The sequence below is a fragment of the Amycolatopsis sp. NPDC005961 genome (assembly GCF_040629235.1).
GTDB classification, from domain to species: Bacteria; Actinomycetota; Actinomycetes; order Mycobacteriales; family Pseudonocardiaceae; genus Amycolatopsis; species Amycolatopsis camponoti.
Genome location: NZ_JBEXVF010000012.1, coordinates 69,009 through 87,846, shown reverse-complemented (window position 1 = coordinate 87,846; position 18,838 = coordinate 69,009). Strand labels below are relative to the sequence as shown.

The 18,838-nt window shown below is 72.5% G+C and carries 19 protein-coding genes; 11 read left to right on the top strand and 8 right to left on the bottom strand.

The features are described 5' to 3' along the window. Positions 1-24 precede the first annotated feature (24 nt). The 3 genes from ABZ342_RS13790 (at position 25) to ABZ342_RS13780 (ending at position 4,867) form a co-directional block, all read left to right on the top strand. Positions 25-2,835 (top strand): AbfB domain-containing protein, encoded by a 2,811-nt coding sequence (locus ABZ342_RS13790; RefSeq protein WP_360472484.1) that lies wholly within the window; start codon positions 25-27, stop codon positions 2,833-2,835. Positions 2,836-2,924: 89 nt separating this feature from the next. Further along, the gene (locus ABZ342_RS13785) at positions 2,925-4,193 is read left to right on the top strand and encodes a hypothetical protein (protein ID WP_196425321.1); all 1,269 of its coding nucleotides are present in this window, start codon (positions 2,925-2,927) and stop codon (positions 4,191-4,193) included. Next, positions 4,190-4,867, top strand: a complete 678-nt coding sequence (locus ABZ342_RS13780; protein ID WP_360472481.1) for a hypothetical protein — start codon at positions 4,190-4,192, stop codon at positions 4,865-4,867. The genes ABZ342_RS13785 and ABZ342_RS13780 overlap by 4 nt, the downstream gene beginning before the upstream one ends. A 19-nt stretch (positions 4,868-4,886) precedes the next feature. On the opposite strand, the gene ABZ342_RS13775 is transcribed toward ABZ342_RS13780, so the two are convergent. Continuing rightward, complete coding sequence (locus tag ABZ342_RS13775; RefSeq protein ID WP_360472478.1) at positions 4,887-5,834, bottom strand: NAD(+)/NADH kinase; 948 nt, start codon at positions 5,832-5,834, stop codon at positions 4,887-4,889. A 122-nt stretch (positions 5,835-5,956) separates the two neighbouring features. Between ABZ342_RS13775 and ABZ342_RS13770 the strand changes: the two genes are divergently transcribed. Then, positions 5,957-6,364 carry a hypothetical protein gene (locus ABZ342_RS13770; RefSeq protein WP_360472475.1) on the top strand — a complete coding sequence of 136 codons (408 nt, stop codon included), beginning with the start codon at positions 5,957-5,959 and terminating at the stop codon, positions 6,362-6,364. An 8-nt stretch (positions 6,365-6,372) separates the two neighbouring features. Here ABZ342_RS13770 and ABZ342_RS13765 read toward each other — a convergent pair whose 3' ends face one another. The 4 genes from ABZ342_RS13765 to ABZ342_RS13750 form a co-directional block, all read right to left on the bottom strand. Beyond that, on the bottom strand, positions 6,373-7,290 hold the full coding sequence (locus ABZ342_RS13765; RefSeq protein WP_230862498.1) for a sucrase ferredoxin: 918 nt from the start codon (positions 7,288-7,290) through the stop codon (positions 6,373-6,375). 148 nt (positions 7,291-7,438) lie between these two features. Further along, positions 7,439-8,626, bottom strand: coding sequence for a cupin domain-containing protein (locus ABZ342_RS13760; protein WP_360472472.1), 1,188 nt, complete (start codon positions 8,624-8,626; stop codon positions 7,439-7,441). A 15-nt stretch (positions 8,627-8,641) separates the two neighbouring features. Continuing rightward, positions 8,642-8,770, bottom strand: a complete 129-nt coding sequence (locus tag ABZ342_RS13755; protein ID WP_277875388.1) for a hypothetical protein — start codon at positions 8,768-8,770, stop codon at positions 8,642-8,644. Between the two features lie 43 nt (positions 8,771-8,813). Beyond that, a complete protein-coding gene (locus tag ABZ342_RS13750; RefSeq protein WP_360472468.1) occupies positions 8,814-10,316 on the bottom strand; it encodes an FAD-dependent oxidoreductase in 1,503 nt (500 codons plus the stop codon). A gap of 86 nt (positions 10,317-10,402) precedes the next feature. On the opposite strand from ABZ342_RS13750, the gene ABZ342_RS13745 reads away from it, so the two are divergent. From ABZ342_RS13745 to ABZ342_RS13730, 4 genes are all read left to right on the top strand, one after another. Then, positions 10,403-11,023, top strand: coding sequence for a TetR/AcrR family transcriptional regulator (locus tag ABZ342_RS13745; RefSeq protein WP_360472465.1), 621 nt, complete (start codon positions 10,403-10,405; stop codon positions 11,021-11,023). 30 nt (positions 11,024-11,053) lie between these two features. Further along, positions 11,054-12,727, top strand: a complete 1,674-nt coding sequence (locus ABZ342_RS13740) for a phospholipid carrier-dependent glycosyltransferase (protein WP_360472462.1) — start codon at positions 11,054-11,056, stop codon at positions 12,725-12,727. Between the two features lie 267 nt (positions 12,728-12,994). After that, positions 12,995-13,363: a hypothetical protein gene (locus ABZ342_RS13735; RefSeq protein ID WP_155543101.1), complete on the top strand. Its 369-nt coding sequence runs from the start codon at positions 12,995-12,997 to the stop codon at positions 13,361-13,363. Continuing rightward, entirely contained in the window at positions 13,360-13,872 is a 513-nt protein-coding gene (locus ABZ342_RS13730) for a roadblock/LC7 domain-containing protein (protein ID WP_360472459.1), read from the top strand. Before ABZ342_RS13735 ends, ABZ342_RS13730 begins: the two co-directional genes overlap by 4 nt. A 180-nt stretch (positions 13,873-14,052) precedes the next feature. On the opposite strand, the gene ABZ342_RS13725 is transcribed toward ABZ342_RS13730, so the two are convergent. Beyond that, positions 14,053-14,991: a class I SAM-dependent methyltransferase gene (locus ABZ342_RS13725; RefSeq protein ID WP_360472457.1), complete on the bottom strand. Its 939-nt coding sequence runs from the start codon at positions 14,989-14,991 to the stop codon at positions 14,053-14,055. A gap of 48 nt (positions 14,992-15,039) precedes the next feature. Between ABZ342_RS13725 and ABZ342_RS13720 the strand changes: the two genes are divergently transcribed. Continuing rightward, positions 15,040-15,585 (top strand): helix-turn-helix domain-containing protein, encoded by a 546-nt coding sequence (locus tag ABZ342_RS13720; RefSeq protein ID WP_360472454.1) that lies wholly within the window; start codon positions 15,040-15,042, stop codon positions 15,583-15,585. Between the two features lie 3 nt (positions 15,586-15,588). Here ABZ342_RS13720 and ABZ342_RS13715 read toward each other — a convergent pair whose 3' ends face one another. Then, a complete protein-coding gene (locus ABZ342_RS13715; RefSeq protein ID WP_360472451.1) occupies positions 15,589-16,149 on the bottom strand; it encodes a helix-turn-helix domain-containing protein in 561 nt (186 codons plus the stop codon). A gap of 37 nt (positions 16,150-16,186) precedes the next feature. Here ABZ342_RS13715 and ABZ342_RS13710 point away from each other — a divergent pair, with 37 nt between their 5' ends. Together ABZ342_RS13710 and ABZ342_RS13705 are read left to right on the top strand one after the other, a co-directional pair. Next, positions 16,187-17,293 (top strand): epoxide hydrolase, encoded by a 1,107-nt coding sequence (locus ABZ342_RS13710; RefSeq protein ID WP_360472448.1) that lies wholly within the window; start codon positions 16,187-16,189, stop codon positions 17,291-17,293. Between the two features lie 115 nt (positions 17,294-17,408). Next, positions 17,409-18,344, top strand: a complete 936-nt coding sequence (locus tag ABZ342_RS13705; RefSeq protein WP_360472445.1) for an acyl-ACP desaturase — start codon at positions 17,409-17,411, stop codon at positions 18,342-18,344. 6 nt (positions 18,345-18,350) lie between these two features. On the opposite strand, the gene ABZ342_RS13700 is transcribed toward ABZ342_RS13705, so the two are convergent. Next, complete coding sequence (locus ABZ342_RS13700; RefSeq protein ID WP_230862495.1) at positions 18,351-18,791, bottom strand: MarR family winged helix-turn-helix transcriptional regulator; 441 nt, start codon at positions 18,789-18,791, stop codon at positions 18,351-18,353. Positions 18,792-18,838: the final 47 nt, after the last annotated feature.

The window sequence follows — 18,838 nt, the reverse complement described above, 5'->3', positions numbered from 1 at the left end:
TTGTGCTTCCGCCCGAGGAGTCCGATGCGCCGTCTCGCCGTCCTGGTTCTCGCCCTTCTCGGTACGATCCCGGTGGCGCCCGCGGCGGACGCCGCCGTCGCGCCCAAGCCGCCGCCGCTGTCCACGCCGTGGACGTCGCAGGTGAGCACCACCGACCCGCTGCCCGAGTACCCGCGGCCGCAGATGACGCGGCCCGACTGGCAGTCCCTCAACGGCGAGTGGGAGTTCCTCAACCCCGCCACCGGCGCGGGCGGCAGCGTCGACCGCTACGCCGCGCCGCCGCTCGGGCAGACGCTGCCCGAGCGGATCCTCGTGCCCTACCCCGTCGAGTCGGCGCTGTCGGGCATCATGCGCAACGACAACCGCGACCTGATGTTCTACCGCCGCACCTTCACCGTGCCGCAGGCGTGGGCCGGCCGGAACGTGCAGCTGCACTTCGGCGCCGTCGACTACGAAGCCACCGTGTGGGTCAACGGCGTCCAGGTCGCCACGCACAAGGGCGGCTACGACCGGTTCGAAGCCGACATCACCGCGCGGCTGAACGGCGGCACCAACGAGATCGTCGTCCGCGTCTACGACCCGACCGACGGCCGCGGCGAGAAGCAGCCCGTCGGCAAGCAGGCCAACTCCCAGTCCAGCATCTTCTACACGCCGTCTTCCGGAATCTGGCAGACCGTCTGGCTCGAGCCGACCGCGCCGACGTCGATCTACTCCGTCGACATCTACCCCAACCTGGCGAACAACACCGCGCGCGTGCGGGTGTTCGGCCGCGGTGACGTCGGCGGGTACTCCGTGCTCGCCGAGTCGATGACGGGCGGCGCCGTCGTCGGCAGCGCCACCGGCGGCTTCACCGAGTTCTCCGTACCGGTGCCGGCCGCGCGGCGGTGGTCGCCCGACGACCCGTTCCTCTACGACCTGCGCGTCTCGCTGCGCAACTCCGCCGGCGCGACGGTCGACCAGGTCGTCAGCTACTTCGGCATGCGCGAGGTCGGCACGAAGAACGTGAACGGCACGCTGCGCCCGACGCTCAACGGCGAGTTCGTGTTCCAGATCGGCACCCTGGACCAGGGCTTCTGGCCGGACGGGCTGTACACCGCGCCGACCGACGCGGCATTGGCGTCCGACCTGCAGAAGCACAAGGAACTCGGTTTCAACATGGTCCGCAAGCACATCAAGGTGGAGCCGGCCCGCTGGTACTACTGGGCCGACCGGCTGGGATTGCTGGTGTGGCAGGACATCCCGTCGACCCCGACGGCCGACAGCAACCGGACACCCGCGCAGATCGCCGAGTTCGAGACCGAGGCGCGCGAGATCGTCGACGAACACCGCTTCTCCCCCGCCGTCGTGACCTACGTGCCGTTCAACGAGGGCTGGGGCGAGTGGAACCTCGACGAGACCAGGCGCGTCACGACGAACATCAAGAACCAGGACCCGACCCGGCTGGTCAACGCGCACAGCGGGTTCAACTGCTGTGTCTCCAAGGGTGACCCGGGCACCGGCGACATCATCGACTGGCACGTGTACACCGGCCCGGACGCGCCCCGGCCGTCCGGGACTCGCGTGTCGGTGCTCGGCGAGTTCGGCGGTCTCGGCCTGCGCAACCCCGGCCACGAGTACAGCCCCACCGGCGGATTCTTCGCCTACGAGCAGATGGCGAGCGCGGCGCAGCTGAACGACCGCTACACCGGCATGGTCCGGGACGCGAAACAGCTGATGACTGCCAAGGGCCTGTCGGCGTCGGTCTACACCGAGATCTCCGACGTCGAAGGCGAGTACAACGGCCTGCTCACCTACGACCGGCGGGTGCAGAAGGTCGACACGGCCCGCGTCCGCGCGGCGCACGCCGACCTGATCGCCGCGTCGAAGAACCTGAACGCGGCCGTGCCGCTGACGCTCGGGCACGTCCGGTCGTTCCGGGTGACCACACCCGGGTTCACCGACCGGTACCTGCGCCACGCCGATTCCTTCGCCCGCACCGACGTCCTGACCACGGGCAGCGCCGACGGACCGCGGCAGGACGCCTCGTTCCGGACGGTCGCCGGGCTGGCGGACCCGCGCTGCTACTCGTTCGAGTCCGTCAACTTCCCCGGGAAGTTCCTGCGCCACGCCGACAACCGCGTCCGGATCGACAGCGACACCGGCGGCACCTTCACCGCGGACGCCACCTGGTGCGACCGGCCGGGGCTCGCCGCCGGCGGGACGTCGTTCGAGTCGCTGAACCTGCCCGGCCGGTACCTGCGGCACTACAACGAAGCCGTGTACCTGGCCCAAAGCGGTGGTCCGAACCCGTGGGACACCGCGACGAGCTTCGCCGCCGACGCGACGTGGAACGTCTCGGCACCGGCGCTGTGGCGCAGTTCGGTCGCCCTCGCCGTCAACGCGCGGCAGTCGCTGCGGGTGACGACGTGGGGCTACACGGACCGGTACCTGCGGCACGCCGGCGGCCTGGCCTACACCGAGGTGGTGACCAGCGGCAGCAGCGCGTTGCTCAAGCAGGACGCCACCTACACCGTGCGGCGCGGGCTCGCCGAGTCCTCGTGCTACTCCTTCGAGTCGGTGAACTACCCCGGGCAGTTCCTGCGCCACCAGGACGGGCGCGTCCGCAACTCGCCGGACGACGGCTCGGCCCTGATGCGCGGGGACGCGACGTTCTGCACCCGGCCGGGCCTCGGCGGCACCGGCGTGACGTTCGAGTCGCTCAACATCCCCGGCGCGTTCCTGCGGCACTTCGACTCCGCGGTCTACATCGCCTCGGGCGGCGGCACGGGCTCCGACCGGCCCCAGACGGTGACCGCCGACAGCAGCTGGACCGTCTCGGCGCCCTGGGCTCCGTAAGCCCGGGAAGGTCCTGACCGGTCCGGGAAACCCGGTGTATTTCCGGACCGGCCCGCGGCTCCGTCCCCGGTGAGGGAAGGGGAGAAACCGTGGGCGTCGTGCTGCTCGTTCTCGTCCTGGTGCTGCTGGTCGTGCTGCTCACGCGCCGGCGCCGCCGCAAACGCACCGCGGCGGTGCTGGCCGGGCCGCCCGGCGGGGTCCCGGCGTTCCGGATCGTGACGCTGGGCCTGCAGGGCTCGGGCAAGACCCTGCTGCTGACCGGGATCTACCGCCGCCTGCAGACCCCGGGCGACCGCGGCTTCTACCTGCGCGTGCCGCACGAGCAGCTGATCGAGCTGAACCGGTGGTACCGCAAGGCCGCCGACGTCCAGGAGGAGTGGCCGCGCGGCACGACCCGCGGCGAGCTGCGCGAGTTCGAGTTCAGCGTGATGGCCGACGTCGGCGGCGCCACCGAACCGGTGGTCAAGCTGGGCTACCTCGAGTACCCGGGCGAGCTGCTGACCGACCCGGACGCGCCGGGGTCGACCGCCCAGGCGACGCTGCTGCAGGCGATCGCCGGCGCGGACGCGCTCGTCGGCATCATCGACGGCTTCCGGCTGCTGCAGGCCGACCAGGGCGACCAGCGCGGCACACTGATGCTCGAAGCGTCCCTCGACGCGATGATCAACGCGATGCTGCCGGTCCGCAGCCCGATCGTCTTCGTGATCACCAAGTGGGACCTGCTCGACCACCTGCACCCGGACGAGAACGAGCGGCTCCGGATCGTGCGCGACCGGCTGATGGCGACGCCGGGCTTCGCCGACCTCGTCAAGGTGCACAGCGCCCGGCGGATCGTCCGGCTGATCCCGGTGACCGCGGTCGGGCACGACTTCGCCGTCTACGCCGACGGCGTGGTCCGCAAGAAGCCCGAGGGGCGGTTCCGGCCGGGCAACGTCGAGGCCGCGTTGTCGGTGGTGGTGCCGGACATCCTGCGCCAGACCGAGCTTTCGCTCGACCGCGCCACCCGCGCCGAGCTGCTCGCGGCCGCGCAACGGCGGATGCGGATGGGCCCGGCCGAGGCGCTGCGGACGCTCGGCGCCCACTTCACGGCGCACGCGGCGCGGGTACTGGCGTCCGCCCTCGGCGCGGGCCTGGTCGCCGAGTCCGGCCTGATGCTGCTGCTCGACACGCTGGGCCCGCGCGACGACCCGGCCGAGCGCACCGACCGGATGGCGAGGCTCGGCGAGGCCGACCGGATGGCGGAGCACTACGTCCAGGCGCGGCGGCGGGTGGTCGGCGAGCTGCAGCGGCAGGTCGCGGTGCTCGAGGCGAAACTGCCGGTGTCCCGCCTGGGCGGCGACCGCTGGGGCGACTGGTGACGGGCCGCGCCTGGCCGTTCCTGATCGCCCGCGGCCGGCGGCGCGGCTATTCCGCGCTGCTGGTCCCGGGTTTCCTGCGGGAGCACGGGTTCCTGGAGGCGACGGCGACCCCGCTGGACGAGGTCCCGTCGCGCGCGGCGGCGACGCCGCACGGCGTGCTGGTCTGGGCCGAGCACGCGGTGACGACAGCGGAGGCCGGCGGCGAGCCCCGCGACGAGTACGGCCGCCCGCTCGTGCTGCTGCACGGTTTTCTGTGCCCCGAAGGCGATCCGGTGGCGGCACCGGCCGCGCTGACCCGGACCGACGCCCTCGCTTTGTCGGTGTACCAACGGTTCCTCGCCGATGAGGAGGGCTTCCGGGCCGAGCGTTCGGAGCCGTTCGCGATCGAGGTGGCCGCGGTGGCTCGTCCTCGGTTCCCGTCGCGAGTCTCGCCGCCGGCCGAGCCCGCGCGCCCGGTCCGCGGCCTGGTGTGGGCGGGAGCCGGGGTGCTGGCCGCGGTGGGCGTGGTGATCGCGGTGGTCGGCTTCGCCTCGGCCGGCAGCGACGAGGTCCCTCCGCCACCGCGGTGCACCCGCGACGTCGTGGCGTTGACGACCACGCCGACCACCGGGGCGGCGACGTGCGTCCGCGACGGGACGACCGTGCGGTATTCGCTCCCGCCGTCGGATCGTTGAGAACCGCGGCGGGGATTCTTCAGCCCTCCGGCAGCTGACGGCGTTCGCGCAGGCGGGCCAAGTCCTCGCGCACCTCCGTCGGCAGCAGTTCCGCCATCTGCTCGGGACGCAGCGGCAGGTCGAGCAGGCTGAGCTTGACCCGGCTGCGCCGCGCGTGCCGGCCGGGATCGAGGCGCACCACCTGGGCCGCGTCCGGGCGCAGGGTCGCCGTCAGCGGTGTCGCCGGGTCGAGGGGCCGCCACGCGTTGCCGTCGACGCGCAGCATCGGCGGCGCGCTCCGGGCCGCGCTGCGCAGCGTGACGACGTCGCGCGCCGGCAACACGATCGAGCGGCTGACCCCCGACATCGACGCGACCGGCGTCACCGCCAGCACTTCCGCCGCCGGCGAGATCACCGGGCCGCCGGCGGCGTAGTTGTAGGCGGTGGAACCGGTCGGGGTGCTCAGGATCAGCGCGTCGCAGCGGTAGTACCCGAACTGCGCCCCGTCGACCAGCAGGTCGACCTCCACCGTCGCGCCGGGCTCGGCGCCGCCGACGACGACGTCGTTGAACGCGACCACCGCCGCGTCGCCTTCCTCCAGCGCGACACAGCTGTGCGGCTCGATCTCGAAATCCCCGCTGTGCAGCCGTTCGAGCGCCCCGGCGAGCTCGGCCGGCGCGATCTCGACCAGGAAGCCGACGTTGCCGTAGTTCACCCCGAGCACCGGCACCGGCCGGTCGACGGCCAGCCGCATCGCGCCCAGCATCGTCCCGTCACCGCCGAGGCTCACGACGGCGTCCACCCCGGCCGCGAACTCGGCGTCGGAAACCACCGGCACGCCGGCCCCGACCTGCGCCGCGTCGGTGTCCCGGACCACCAGCTCGACCCCATGACGCGAGGCGTACGCGACGAGCACTTCGACCGAATCGTGCACCGGCTTCCGCGGGTGCGCCACCACCCCGACGCGCGTGATCTCGGAACCTGCCATGAGATCCATTGTGGCCGTCCGGTGATCGGCACGCCCGGCCGAGCACGCCCACGGCCGCACGGGCCGCGGTTCCACCCGACCAGAGCTCTCCGGAACCCTTCCGGCCGCACTAAAGTCGGGCCATGAGGCTTCTGCCCGCACTCGCCGCCACCGTCTTGCTCGCCGGGTGCTCGGCCGGGGTCGGCGGCAGACCGTCGCCCGCCCCGGTGATCCCGGTTCCCCCGACGTCCGGCGCTCCCGCGGCCCCGCCGCACAAGCTGGAGATCAAGATCGAGGGGACGGCCGTCCTGACCAAGCTGACCTACACCATCGACGGCGAAACCACGGAAGAGAACAACGTCAAGCTCCCGTGGAGCCACACGTTCGACTTCGCGCCCCACTCCGGCAAGCACGTCTACAACATCGTCATGCGCTCCGCCGGCGGCGACGTGGACGCGACGGCCACAGTGGACGGACAGCCCTGGGGCCGGAGCAGCGGCAGCGGAGACGGCGAATCGACCCAGTCGCTCAACGGCGACTTCAGCGACTGACCCGCACGTCAGAGCTCGCGGACCGACTCCGTCTCGAACGCGGCCAGCACGACGCGCGCGGAGCAGCGGCTGTGCCCGGCCGCGGTCGACGGCTTCCGCCGCACGACGACCTCGTACCGCCGGGCTCCCCCGGTCACCAGCACCTTCCGGACGTCGCCGCCGGGTTCCTCTTCGGTCGCCAGTACCGCGTCGAGCCCGCGCAGGCCGGTGCGGCCGCGGATCTCGATCTCGGCGAACTGCGACCACGGGCTCTCCGCGGAGGTCCGGCCGCGCAGGTTTTCCAGGCGGACGTTGCCGCTGAGCGCTTCCTTGGCGACGAGCTCGGCCTCGGTCACCGCGAGGCTGCCGTGGAGGTAGCCGTCGGGGACCGTCAGCAGGTTGCCGGCCCAGCGGTCGCCGCCGACGTGGCTGACCTCCCAGACCTGGCCGGGGTGGTTCTGCGCCAGCCCGGTCACCACCGGACGCCCGAAGACCGCGCAGCACATGTCCTTGCTGCCGTGCGTGCAGACGAGGAACAGCGGCCCGGACACCGGCTCACCGTGCCCGCCGCGGCCCGCGGCGACGGCTTCGAAATCGAGGCCGGCCAGGTCGGCGGCGTCGAGCCGTTCGAGCCAGCGGTGCCCCGGCCGGCCACTGGCGACGTAGACCGTGCGCGGGGCGCCCGGCACCAGCGCGTGGCGGCCGGGCTTGCGGATGAGCAGGGGCCGGAGGCCGGCGTCCCGGGCGGCCTCGAGCCGTCCGGCGGGCAGCGCCTCGGCCAGCACGTCCTCGAGAGCGTCCGGGCCCCAGGAGCCCGGCTGCTCGATGAGCAGCCACGACGTCATGCGCGCGGCGGTCCCGGCGGGCTCGCCACCGAGCTCGCGCGTCAGCGCGGCGCACGCGGGCGCCGCGGTCGGGCCGGGAGAGCAAAGTCCCGCCTCAGCCATGAACCCTGACTTAGGCATGCCTAAGCGTACCCGAATTCTCGCGCGTCAATCCCCCTGATGTGACCGGCTCGCCGACCAGGCACCCGATCGTGCGCCGAACGGTCACCGACCGGGCCGGGGTGACGTCGCTGCGTCACCCCGGCGGTCGTCACGCTCTCGCCACGAGCCCCTGGGTGACCAGCTCGCCCAGCAGCGCCCGTACGGTGGCCCGGTCCACGCCCGGCGCGGCGTCGGCCAGCACCTTGAACGGCTGCGGCGTGCCGCCCAGCAGCGCCGCCAGCACCGGCCGCGCGGGCGCCGCGAACACCAGGCGCTTCCCCGCGGCGACCAGGGCGACCGTGCCTTCCCCGTCCACCAGCGCCGCCCGCGGCGCCAGCAGCCGGACCTCGAAGTCGTCGTCCGGTGGCAGCAGCTCCGCCGTCGCCGCCCACGGCAGGCCGACGCGGGTCTGCGCGGGCGCCTGGGCGTCACGGTCGGCGAGGAAGCGGTCGACGAGGTCTCCGGCGGTCAGCTCGGCTAGCCGGCGGCGCACCGCCTCGGCCCGCTCGGCCCGCACCTCGGGCCCGGCGAACCGGGGCAGGTCGGCCCGGAACAGCTCGTCGGCCCGCAGCTGGTCGGCCAGCCACGCCACCAGGTCCACGCCGGTGGCGGCGTTGAACCCGATCGTCAGGTGCAACGACTCCTCACCGACGGCGGACACGTCGTGCCAGTGCCCGCGCGGCAGGTAGAGGACGTCGCCGTCTTCCAGCAGGAAGTCCTCGTACGGCTCCCCCTCCGGCCGTTCCGGCAGCTCGACGTCCCGCTGCAGCGGCGAACGCCGGGTGACGCCGTGCAGGCGCCAGCGCTTGCGCCCGGAGAGCTGGATGATGAACGCGTCGTGGTCGTCCCAGTGCACGTCGAAGCCGTGCGTGGTGCCCCAGCCCGCGTACAGGTTGACCTGGATCCGCTCGCGCAGGTCGTGCTCGAGCCGGCTCGCCAGCTCCCCGACGCCGTCGACCAGCTCGTTGACCGAGTCGACGACGAGCGTCGCCCCGGCCCGCAGGTGTTCGGCGAAGGGCGCCGACAGGACGCGCGGCACGAGGCCGTTGCGCCGGGTCGACACCATCTCGGTGTAGGTGTGGGCGGGCACGACCTCGCCGTCGAGGGCGAGACGCAGCCGCGGGAACTCCAGGCGGTGCTGGCGCAGCACCCGGTCCAGCTCCGGCCATGGGAGGAGGTCGGCGAACCGGCCCTTCTCCCCCGGGAACCGCCGGGGCGCCTTCCCCAGGACATCTTCGAAGAACCGGCCGGCCTCGAGCGGTGCCACGAGGCCGGCCAGTCCGGGAATCTCCGTCATGGAGCGGGACGACCGCTAGTCGTTGCCGTCGTTGTCGGCGACCGCGCCATTGGCCTTGCCCCGGTCCACCGCGGCCGTCAGCGTCTCCACGCCGAGCAGCAGACCACTGGCGGGCATCTCGGTGGGGGTTGTGGCGTTTTCCATCCGGACCCTCGCAAACGTCGACGACAGGGATTCCCACGCTACGTCAAGATCCGGCGATCGGGCATAGGTCATTTAGGTAGTCCGAAACCGCCGGCCCGTCACCGGCGTCGGAGATGACCGCGACGCAGCCGTCGGGCCGGATCAGCACGAGCGTGGTGCCGGACGCGCCGTAGGCGGTGGCGAGGTGGCCTCCGGTGTCGGCGATCTCGCCCGGGCCGTCCGGTCGTCCGACGACGCGGAAAGTCCTGAGCCCGGGTGGGAACGTCGCCGGCCCGCCCCCGAAGTCCAGGAGCGTGAAGCCGCCCCCGCGCGTCAGGTCGAACAGCCGGCGTTCGCCGTCCACCGTCGTCAGCCCGGTCGCGTCGGGAGCACGGTCGCCCGCGCGCAGCGACGCGGTCTCGTCGCGGTCGTCGCGGGCCAGCGCCGACCCGCGATAGCCGATGCCGAGCTGCGTCGTGGCCGCGTCGCGGCGGAGCGGGATGCCCCTTCGCTCCATCGCTTCCGCGAGGCGCGCGTCCGAGAGCGCGAGCACACCCTCCGCGACCGGGCGCCGCTCGGCCTCGTAGCTGTCGAGCAGAGCCGGCGAGGCTCCCTTCGCGACCGCCGCGAGCTTCCAGCCGAGGTTGTGCGCGTCCTGGATGCCGGTGTTCATCCCCTGGCCACCGGCGGGCGAGTGGATGTGCGCGGCGTCGCCGGCGAGGAACACGCGGCCCTCGCGGTAGCGGTCGGCGAGCCGGACGTTGGCGCGCCACAGCGACACCCACTCCGGCTCGTCGAGCCGGATGTCGGCGCGGCCGCTGCGCCGCTCGAGGATCGCCCGCAGGTTCGCGAGCGCGAGCCCGGGGTCCTGCCCCGGCGCGATGCTCGCCTGGAACTGGAAGGCGCCGGTCGAGGGCAGCGGGCAGAGGCTGACGAAGCCTTCCTCATGCCGCCACAGGTGCCAGGCATCGCGATCGAGGCCGCCGGCGTCGACGTCGGCGACGATCATCCGCACCTTTTCCCGGGTCTCGCCCTCGAACGCGATCCCGGCCCGCCCGCGGACGGTGCTGTGGCCGCCGTCGCAGCCCACCAGCCAGGACGCCGTGACCGTCTCCGCCACACCGTCCGCGACGAGCACGGCCGACACGCCTTCGTCCGACTGGTCGAAGCCGTCGAGCGCGGTGCCGAACTCGACCGCGCCGCCCAGCTCCGCCAGCCGCAGCCGCAGCGCTTCCTCGACGCGCCATTCGGGCGTGATCAGGCTCGCCGGGTACGGGATGTCCGGGCGGTCCCCGAGTGTCTCGGTGCCCCCGAGCGTCACGCGGCCGTCGGGAGCGGCCGACCGGATCGGCATCGCCGTCCGGCCGTGGGCGAGGACGCGATCGACGACGCCGAGATCGTCGAACACTTCGAGGGTGCGCGGCTGGACGCCCTTGCCGCGCGAGCCGGGCCGCGGCCCGGGGGCGGCCTCGACCAGGCGGAACGGGACGCCGTCGCGGGCGAGCTCGCAGGCCAGCGTGAGGCCGGTCGGGCCGGCGCCGGCGATCAGCACCTGGGTCGTGGTCATGGTCAGCCCCCGTCAAGAAAGGAATCACTTTCTAACCAGGCTAGGCCGACTTGCCGAGAAAGGAAACCCTTTCTATCGTGACGGGGGTGACCTCCGAGCCCGTCCGCCGCCGCCGGCACGGCAAGCAGCTGGAGGCCGAGCTGCTCACCGCCGGCTGGGACGAGCTGGTCGAGACCGGGTACGGCCGCCTGACGATGGAGTCCATCGCCGTGCGCGCCCGCACCAGCGAGGCCGTGCTCTACCGCCGCTGGGCCAACAAGGACCAGCTGGTGCTGGCCGCGATGGAGCACTACCGGAACGCCCACCCGGTCGCGGACCCCGACACGGGCACCCTGCGCGGCGACCTGCTCGCCCAGCTGGCCGCGGTGAGCGAAACCCGGGCCCCGTTCTTCGCCATTGCCGCCGCTACCGCGTTCTCGGGACTGCTGGCCGGCACCGGCCTGACCCCCGCGCAGGTCCGCGCCGAGGTCATGGGCGAGGAGGTGCTCCCCCACGCCCGGGCCGTCTACCGGCGCGCCCACGACCGCGGCGAGCTCGACCTCGGCCGCGTTCCCGCCGCGGTGCTCGACCTGCCGTACGACCTGGTGCGCCACGACCTCCTCATGGAGCTCCGCCCGCCGGAGCCGGCCCGCATCCGGGAGATCGTCGACGAGCTCTTCCTGCCCCTCCTGCGGAACCACCGGGCGGGCCGGACGTCCTGGGAGTGATCCCGTTCTTTCGCACGAAAGGACCCGCGGATGTCCCTCTTGACGAGCCGGGTGCCGAGCGCGGACGAAGCGATCCCCGAGGAGGCGGCCGGCAAGCCGCCACGGCGGTGGCCGCTCGTGCTCGTCGTGGCCGCCCTGCTCGCCGAGATGGCGATCGCGATGATCACGACGGCCGTCGAGCAGTCCCCGACGATCGACGAGCCGGTCTACGTCGGCACGGCCGTGGTCTACCTCGACCAGCACAGCCTGCGGTACAACCCGGAACACCCGCCGCTGGGCAAGCTGATCATCGCGACCGGCCTCGCCTTCACCGGCGCGCACCTCGACCCCGGGTTCACCGGCGACCAGACGCAGCTCGGCCGGCACGTGCTGTACGAGTCGGGCGACGACCCGGGACGGCTGATGCTGGCGGCACGGCTGCCGGTGATCGTGCTGACGCTCCTGTTCGGACTGGTCGTCTTCGCGTTCGCCCGCGAACTGACGGGCCCGGCCGGCGGGGTGACGGCACTGGCCCTGTACGCGTTCTCACCCGACGTCATCGCGCACGGATCGCTGGCCACGCTCGACGTTCCGGTCGCCGGGTTCCTGCTGACGTCGGCCTGGCTGCTGTGGCGGGCCCGGCGCCGTCCCGGTCTTTACGTTCCCCTCGCGGGGCTCGCCTTCGGCGCGGCCGTGGCCACGAAGATGAGCGCGCTGGCGGCGGTTCCGGTCGTGCTGCTCCTGGTCGTGCTGTCGGTCTGGCACGCCCGCCGCGGCATCGGTCCACAAAGGACGCTCCGGGTACTCGGACTCGGCGTGGCCGCGGCGGTGTCCTTGACCCTGCTCGCGGTCGCCGTGGTGTGGGCCTCCTACCTCGTCGTGGATCCGCGGCTGCACTGGACGCCGCCGCCGGACCTGCCGGCCGACCACGGCTTGCGCGCGCTCGTCGACCGGCTGCCGCTGCCCCGGCCGTACCTCGACGGGATGCGCGTCCAGTTCGCCTTCGAAGACCGGACGTGGAGCACCTTCCTGCTGGGCCGGTACCACGCGGGTGCACTGTGGTACTACCTGCCGGTCGCGCTGCTGGTGAAGACTCCGCTGGCCACGCTGGCCCTCGGGCTGGCCGGCGCGGTCGCGCTGTCTGCGGTCCCGCGGCTGCGCCCGGCGGCGCCGTACGTCCTCGTCCCCGCGGCGGTGCTGCTGGCCGCGGCGATGACCAGCACCCGTGACCTCGGGGTCCGGTACGCGATCTTCGTGCCGATGTTCCTGGCGGTCGCCGCGGCCGGCGTGGTCGCGGTCCGATGGCGGTGGGCACACGTCGCGGCGGGGGTACTCGTCGTCTTCGCCGCGGTCAGCTCGCTGCGGACGTTCCCCTACTACCTGCCGTATTCGAACGAGGCGTTCGGCGGCCCGGCACGGACCCACCTGAGCCTGCACGACTCGAACGTCGACTGGGGCCAGGACCTGGGCGGGCTCGCGGACCGCCTGCGCCAGGACCACCCGGGCGAGCGGGTCTGGCTGGTCTACAAGGGCAGCGGCGTGCCGTCCGCGTACGGCATCGACGCGGCCGACCCGCTCGCCGTGCCCCCGGACGAGGTGCACGGCCTGCTCGCCGTGTCGGACTCCGCCATCGCCAAGGCGGACGACCGCTTGACGGCACTGATCTCCGGCAGCGCCCCGATCGACGAGGTCGGGCACTCGATCACGCTCTACCGCCGCCCGTGACCCGCCGCCATTTGCCGTCTGCAAATTGCAGATTTTGATAGGCGCTCAAGTGAGCGCCATTGCAGAAAATGAATACCGAAACGTATTTCGGACCCCGCGAACAAGTCACGAGCTGAAATGAAAAGTTGCTCCGAACGGTCGTATTTGAAACTGGCGCGGACACATAACGTCACAGGCCTGCGCGAGCGACCGCCGGATGGCCGAACACAAGTCCCCGACCGGTCGATTGTGGACATAGCACGTGATCGCACTGGAGGACGGCTTTTCATGACGATCGATCTGGCCTTGAAAGAAGCGATGAGCATTCCCGGCGCCGTCGGCGCGACCCTCGTCGACTACGACAGCGGGATGTCCCTCGGTTCCCTGGGCGGTGGCGACTGGCTCGACCTGGATATCGCGGCGGCCGGCAACACCGAGGTCGTCCGGGCGAAACTGCGCGTCATGTCCTCTCTCGGGTTGGACGACAGCATCGAGGACATCCTCATCACCCTCCACCGCCAGTACCACCTGATCCGGCCGCTGTCGGCCCGCGGCAACTCCACCCTGTTCCTCTACCTGGTGCTGGACCGCGAACGAGCGAACCTCGCGCTCGCCCGCCACAGCCTCAAGCGCATCGAGACCAGCCTGTCCGTATGACGAGTGCCGACACCCACAGCCAGCCCTCCCGCGCCCCGCTGCCGGTCCGCAAGCCGGCGCCGGAAAGCACCGGTCCCCCGCCGGACCGGGCGGCCCGGCGCCCGCCACTCGACCCCGAACGGATGCTCGAGGCGTTGCGCGAGGTCGCGGACCAGGTCGACCAGGTGGCCGGGCTGCTCGTGGCCACCCACGACGGCCTGGTCCTGGCCGACGACACCAAGGCCGTCGAGGCCGACAGCGTCGCCGCGATGTCGGCGGCGGCCATCGGGCTCGCCGCGCAGTTCACCGCGCAGGCCCGGATCGGCGAGTCCCGCAGTGCGCTGTTCGAAGGCAGCTCCGGCTACGTCTGCGTGTTCCCCGTCGAAGGGTCGCTCCTGCTCGTCGTGTTCGGCCAGCCGGACATCACCATGGGCCTGTTCACCCTCGCCGCCAAGCAGGCGCTGACGCTGCTCCGCAACCGCCTCCCGGCGCCGGGAGGGTCCCACCGGACGCCGCCACCGCCGGAGTGACGCCCGGCCTCCTCCCCCGGTCTCGGATGACTCGTTCAGGACCTCGCGAGCCCTGAACGGGTCATTCACGACGCCGGGTGCGCGGTCGCCGACTTCACCGGCGCCGACGCCGATCGGCTGGGCCGGCTCACCGGCCTGGTCGCCGTCGGCGTGGTGACGTTCGACCGCCCGGCTTGGCGATCACCCGGGCAGGCGCGCGTCCGCCGTTCCGTCGACGTCCCGGCGTGACGCCTCGCCGAGAGTGCCGCTGATGTAGCGCAGTTCGCCCATGCGCAGGTCGTCGTCGGTCAACGGCGGCAGGTCGTGGGCGGCGAGGAGGTCGCGCGTGGTGACCGCGTTCAGCGTCCACCCGCGGGCGGCCAGGTAGGGACCCGCTTCGTTGCGCTCGCCGAAGAACCGCAGGCGTGCCATGTCGGTGTCGAACCCGTGCTCGCGCCAGAGTGCGGAGATGCCGTCCAGGCGTTCCTTCGTCCTGTCCTCGGCACCCGGTCGTGGGTTGGGCCTGCTTTCGGTGGCCACCCGGCTGCCCGGCGCGCTGAGGGCGGTGACGGTGTCCAGCAAGCGATCCTGCGCCTCGGGCGGCAGGTAGCCGAGCAGTCCTTCGGCGCTCCACGCGCTCGGCCGCGCCGGGTCGAACCCGGCGGCGCGCAGGGCGGCGGGCCACTCGTCACGCAGGTCGGCCGCCACCACCCTCCGGTCGGCGGTGGGCTCGGCGCCCAGCTCGGCCAGCGCGCGGGTCTTGAACGCGACGACCCGCGGCTGGTCCAGCTCGTAGACGACGGTCCCGGCCGGCCAGGGCAGCCGGTACGCGCGGGAATCCAGCCCCGAAGCCAGGATCACGACCTGGGCGATGCCCGCGTTCGCCGCGTCGAGGAAGAACTCGTCGTAGAACCGGGTGCGCACCTTGGCCCCGTCGATCGCCACCTGGCCGACCAGCTCGCCGGGCGGCAGCTCACCGGTCGCCAGCCGGGTGAGGAGATCGATGCCGACCGCCCGGACGAGCGGCTCGGCGAAGGGGTCGTCGATGAGCGGATCGGTGCGGGTCGCGATCGCCCTGGCCATCGCGGCCATGGTCGCGGTCGCGCCGACACCGGCCGCCAGGTTCCCGTCGGAAGTCATCAGCGGACCGTAACGGCCGCTCCGCGCGGCCTGGCTAAAGTGAGAGCCGTGACCGCCCGTTTGCCTCGCCACCGGCGTCCCGCGGCCCGGATCCTCGACGCGGCGCGCGCGGTGTTCGTCACCGAAGGCCTGGACGTGCCGGTCCGGGAGATCGCCCGGCGCGCCGGGGTGGGGCCCGCGACCGTCTACCGGCACTTCCCGGCCAAGGAGGCGCTGGTCGCCGCGGCGTTCACCGAGCAGGTGCGCGCCTGGCGGTCCACAATGGACGAAGGGCTGGCCGATCCCGATCCCTGGCGCGGGTTCCGCGTCACGGTCCGGAAGCTCTGCGAGCTGCAAGCACGCGACCACGGCTTCACCGCCGCCTTCAAGTCCGCGTTCCCGCGCACGCTGGACTTGACCGCGATGCGCGCGGCTTCGCTGACCTCCGCGGCCGCACTGATCCGCCGCGGGCAGGAAACCGGCCACCTGCGCCCCGACGTCGGCCTGGCCGACCTGAACCTCGTGCTCATGGCGAACACCGGCATCCCCGCGAGCACCCCGGCGGCCCGCGGGCGGTTCGCCGACCTCATGGTGCGGGGATTCCGGGCCCGCTGAACCTCAGCCGTCGGCGAGGCGCTGGATCACCGTGCTCAGCCAGTCCTGGAGTTCCGCGGGGTCGCCGAGTTCGGATCGCAGCACGCGACGGCGGGTCGAGACGCCGAGCACGAACGCGTCGATCGCGGCGGCGCGACGACGCGCTTCCGCGTCGTCCAGGCCGCTGTCGCGCAGGTAGCGGTGCAACGGCTCCAGCGAGTGCGTGTCGAGGAACGCGGCCAGGGCCTCCGCCGCCTCCGGGCGTTCGCCCGACGCGCGTTGCAGCACCAGCAGCGGGTCGTCCCCCGACTCGCCGGACCAGCGCCGGACGATGCTCGCCGCGAGCCGCGCGCCCAGCTCGGCGCGGTCGCCGCCGAAGGAGTCCTCGACCGGGATCTCCACCCGGGTCGCCGCCAGGAAAAGGCCCTCCTTGCCGCCGAAATAGCGCGTGATCAGGTTGGGTGACACGCCGGCCGCGTCGGCCACGCCCTTGACCGTGATCGCCGTGTAGCCGTGCCGGGCGAACTGGCGTCGCGCCTGTTCGAGGATCCGCTGCCGGGTGGCCGCCGCGTCGCGCGAAGTCATGTGTACGAGCATACACATCATGTGTATCGTCGTACACATGATGGATGAACTGCGGGAAAGACTCCGGCGGACCCGGCGGGTCACGCTCCCCTGGAGTGCCGACGAGACGCGCGGCATCACCGGCACCCGGCTCGACGAGCTGCTCGCCCGCTGGGCCGGCGGGTACGACTGGGACGTGCACGAGCGCCGCATTCGCGCGCTCCCCTGGGTCACGGTGGGCGGCCTGCGGGTGATCCACCAGCGGTCCGCGGATCCCGGCGCCCCGGTCGTCGTGCTGCTGCACGGCTGGCCGGACTCGGTCCTGCGCTTCGAACGCGTCCTGCCGCTGCTGGCGGACGCGCACGTGGTGGTCCCCGCGCTGCCGGGCTTCCCGTTCGCGGCGCCGCTCACCGCGCCCGGCATGTCGGCCGGCCGCATGGCCGAGGTCGTCGCGGACGCTCTCGCGGAACTCGGTTACCCGCGCTACACGGTGTCGGGCGGCGACGTGGGCGGCACCGTCGCGGAGGCCCTGGCGGGCAACCACCCGGACCGGGTGGCGGCACTGCACCTCACGAACGTGGCCCCGCAGCGCGCGCTCACGGCGGACCCGGCGGCGCTCGGCCCCGACGCGGCCGCTTACCTCGCCCAGGCGGCGCGCTGGTTCCGCACCGAGGGCGGCTACATCGCCGAGCAGTCCACGCGGCCGAACACCTTGGCGGTCGCCCTCGGCGACTCCCCCGCCGGGCTCGCGGCGTGGATCGCGGAGAAGCTCGAATCCTGGTCCGGCGCATCGGCCTTCACCGTCGACGAGCTGCTCACGTGGATCACCACCTACTGGGTCACCGGCACCATCGGCACGTCGTTCACGACCTACACCGAACCGGTCGCCCTCCCCTCGCTCCTCGAGACGCCGACCGTGCTGTCGGTGTTCCCGCACGACATCAAGCCGGAGCCGCGGAGCTACGCCGAGGCGTTCTTGAACATCCGCGAGTACGTGGAACACCCGGCCGGCGGCCATTTCGCCGCGTGGGAACAGCCGGAGGCTTACGCCCGCGACGTGCGCCGGGCGACCGAACTGGGCGGTCACACGGCGGGAAAGCAGGCCGAAACCGACCGGCCTGCCGCGCCCCTGACCGGCCTCGCGGAGATCAACCACCGGCCGTAGCGAGCCGGTCGGATTTCGTGACCGCCACCACGACGGGAACCTCCCGGGCCCCAGGTCCGTTTACCCTACCTACGGCACCGTAAGTTACGGTCGCGTAGGTACGGAAGGACGCCCCATGCCGGTTCCGGAAAGCACGCGCCTGTTGTACGAACTGGAAGGGACGGTCGAGGAGAACCTCAACCGGCACCTCGCCGCCGCCCAGGAGTGGATGCCGCACGAGTACGTCCCCTGGAGCCAGGGGCGCGACTTCGCCGAGCTGGGCGGCGAGGCGTGGGACCCCGAGCAGTCCCGGGTCAGCCCGATCGCGCGGACGGCGCTGGAGGTCAACCTCCTCACCGAGGACAACCTGCCGAGCTACCACCGCGAGATCGAGCGCGCGTTCGGCCGCGACGGCGCGTGGGGCACCTGGGTGCACCGCTGGACGGCCGAAGAGGGCCGCCACGGCATCTGCATCCGCGACTACCTGCTGGTCACCCGCGCCGTCGACCCGGTCGAGCTGGAGCGCATGCGGATGGAGACGATGCAGGCCGGCTACGACACCGGCGACAAGCCGTTGCTGCAGGTTTGCGCGTACGTCTCGTTCCAGGAGCTGGCCACCCGGATCTCGCACCGCAACACCGGCCGCTACACGCAGGACCCGCTGGCCGAGCGGCTGCTGGCCCGGGTGTCCACGGACGAGAACCTGCACATGGTCTTCTACCGCAACCTGGTCAAGGCCTCGCTGGAGATCTCCCCCGACGCCATGATGCGCGCGATCACCGACGAGGTCGTGTCGTTCGCGATGCCGGGCGCGGTGATCCCGAGCTTCGCCAGGAAGGCGGCCCTGATCGCCAAGGCGGGCATCTACGACCTGCGCATCCACCACGACGACGTCGTCCAGCCGCTGCTGCGCTACTGGAAGGTGTTCGACCTGACCAACCTCGGCCCGGTGGGCGAAGCCGCCCGGGACGAGCTGGCCACCTTCCTCAAGGCGCTCGACGCCCAAGCGGCCCGCTTCGAAGAACGCCGTGACGCCGCCGAGGCCCGCCGCAACAAGATCAAGAACGGCTGACCCGGCTCAGGCGGACGGCTCTCCGAGAGCCTTGAGCAGCAGGCGGTGCAGGGTCTCCTGTTCGCCGGGGCTCAGCTCGGAGAGCAGTTCGCCGGTGACCGCGGCCGAGACGTCCTCGACCTTCGCGACCGCGGCCCGGCCGGCTTCGGTCAGGGTGAGCACGTGCCGGCGCCGGTCCTCGGTGTCCCGCTCCCGGAGCACCTGACCCGCCGCTTCGAGGCGGTCGAGCACCTTCACCAGGTCACTGCGGTCCAGCCCGAGGCGGTCGGCGACGCGCTGCTGGGCCAGCGGGCCGAACTCGCCGACGCAGACCAGGACGTAGAAGTCGCGCAAGGCCAGCCCGGACCCGGCCAGCGCCGCGTCGATCCGGCCGACCCCGCTGCGGTGCAGCCGCCCCATGAGGTAGGTGGGCCAGCGCAGCAGGGCACGGGGACGAGGGTCGGTCACCCGCTGATCCTATGCCGAAAAAGCGGGTTGGCACAATTGTAGGAACT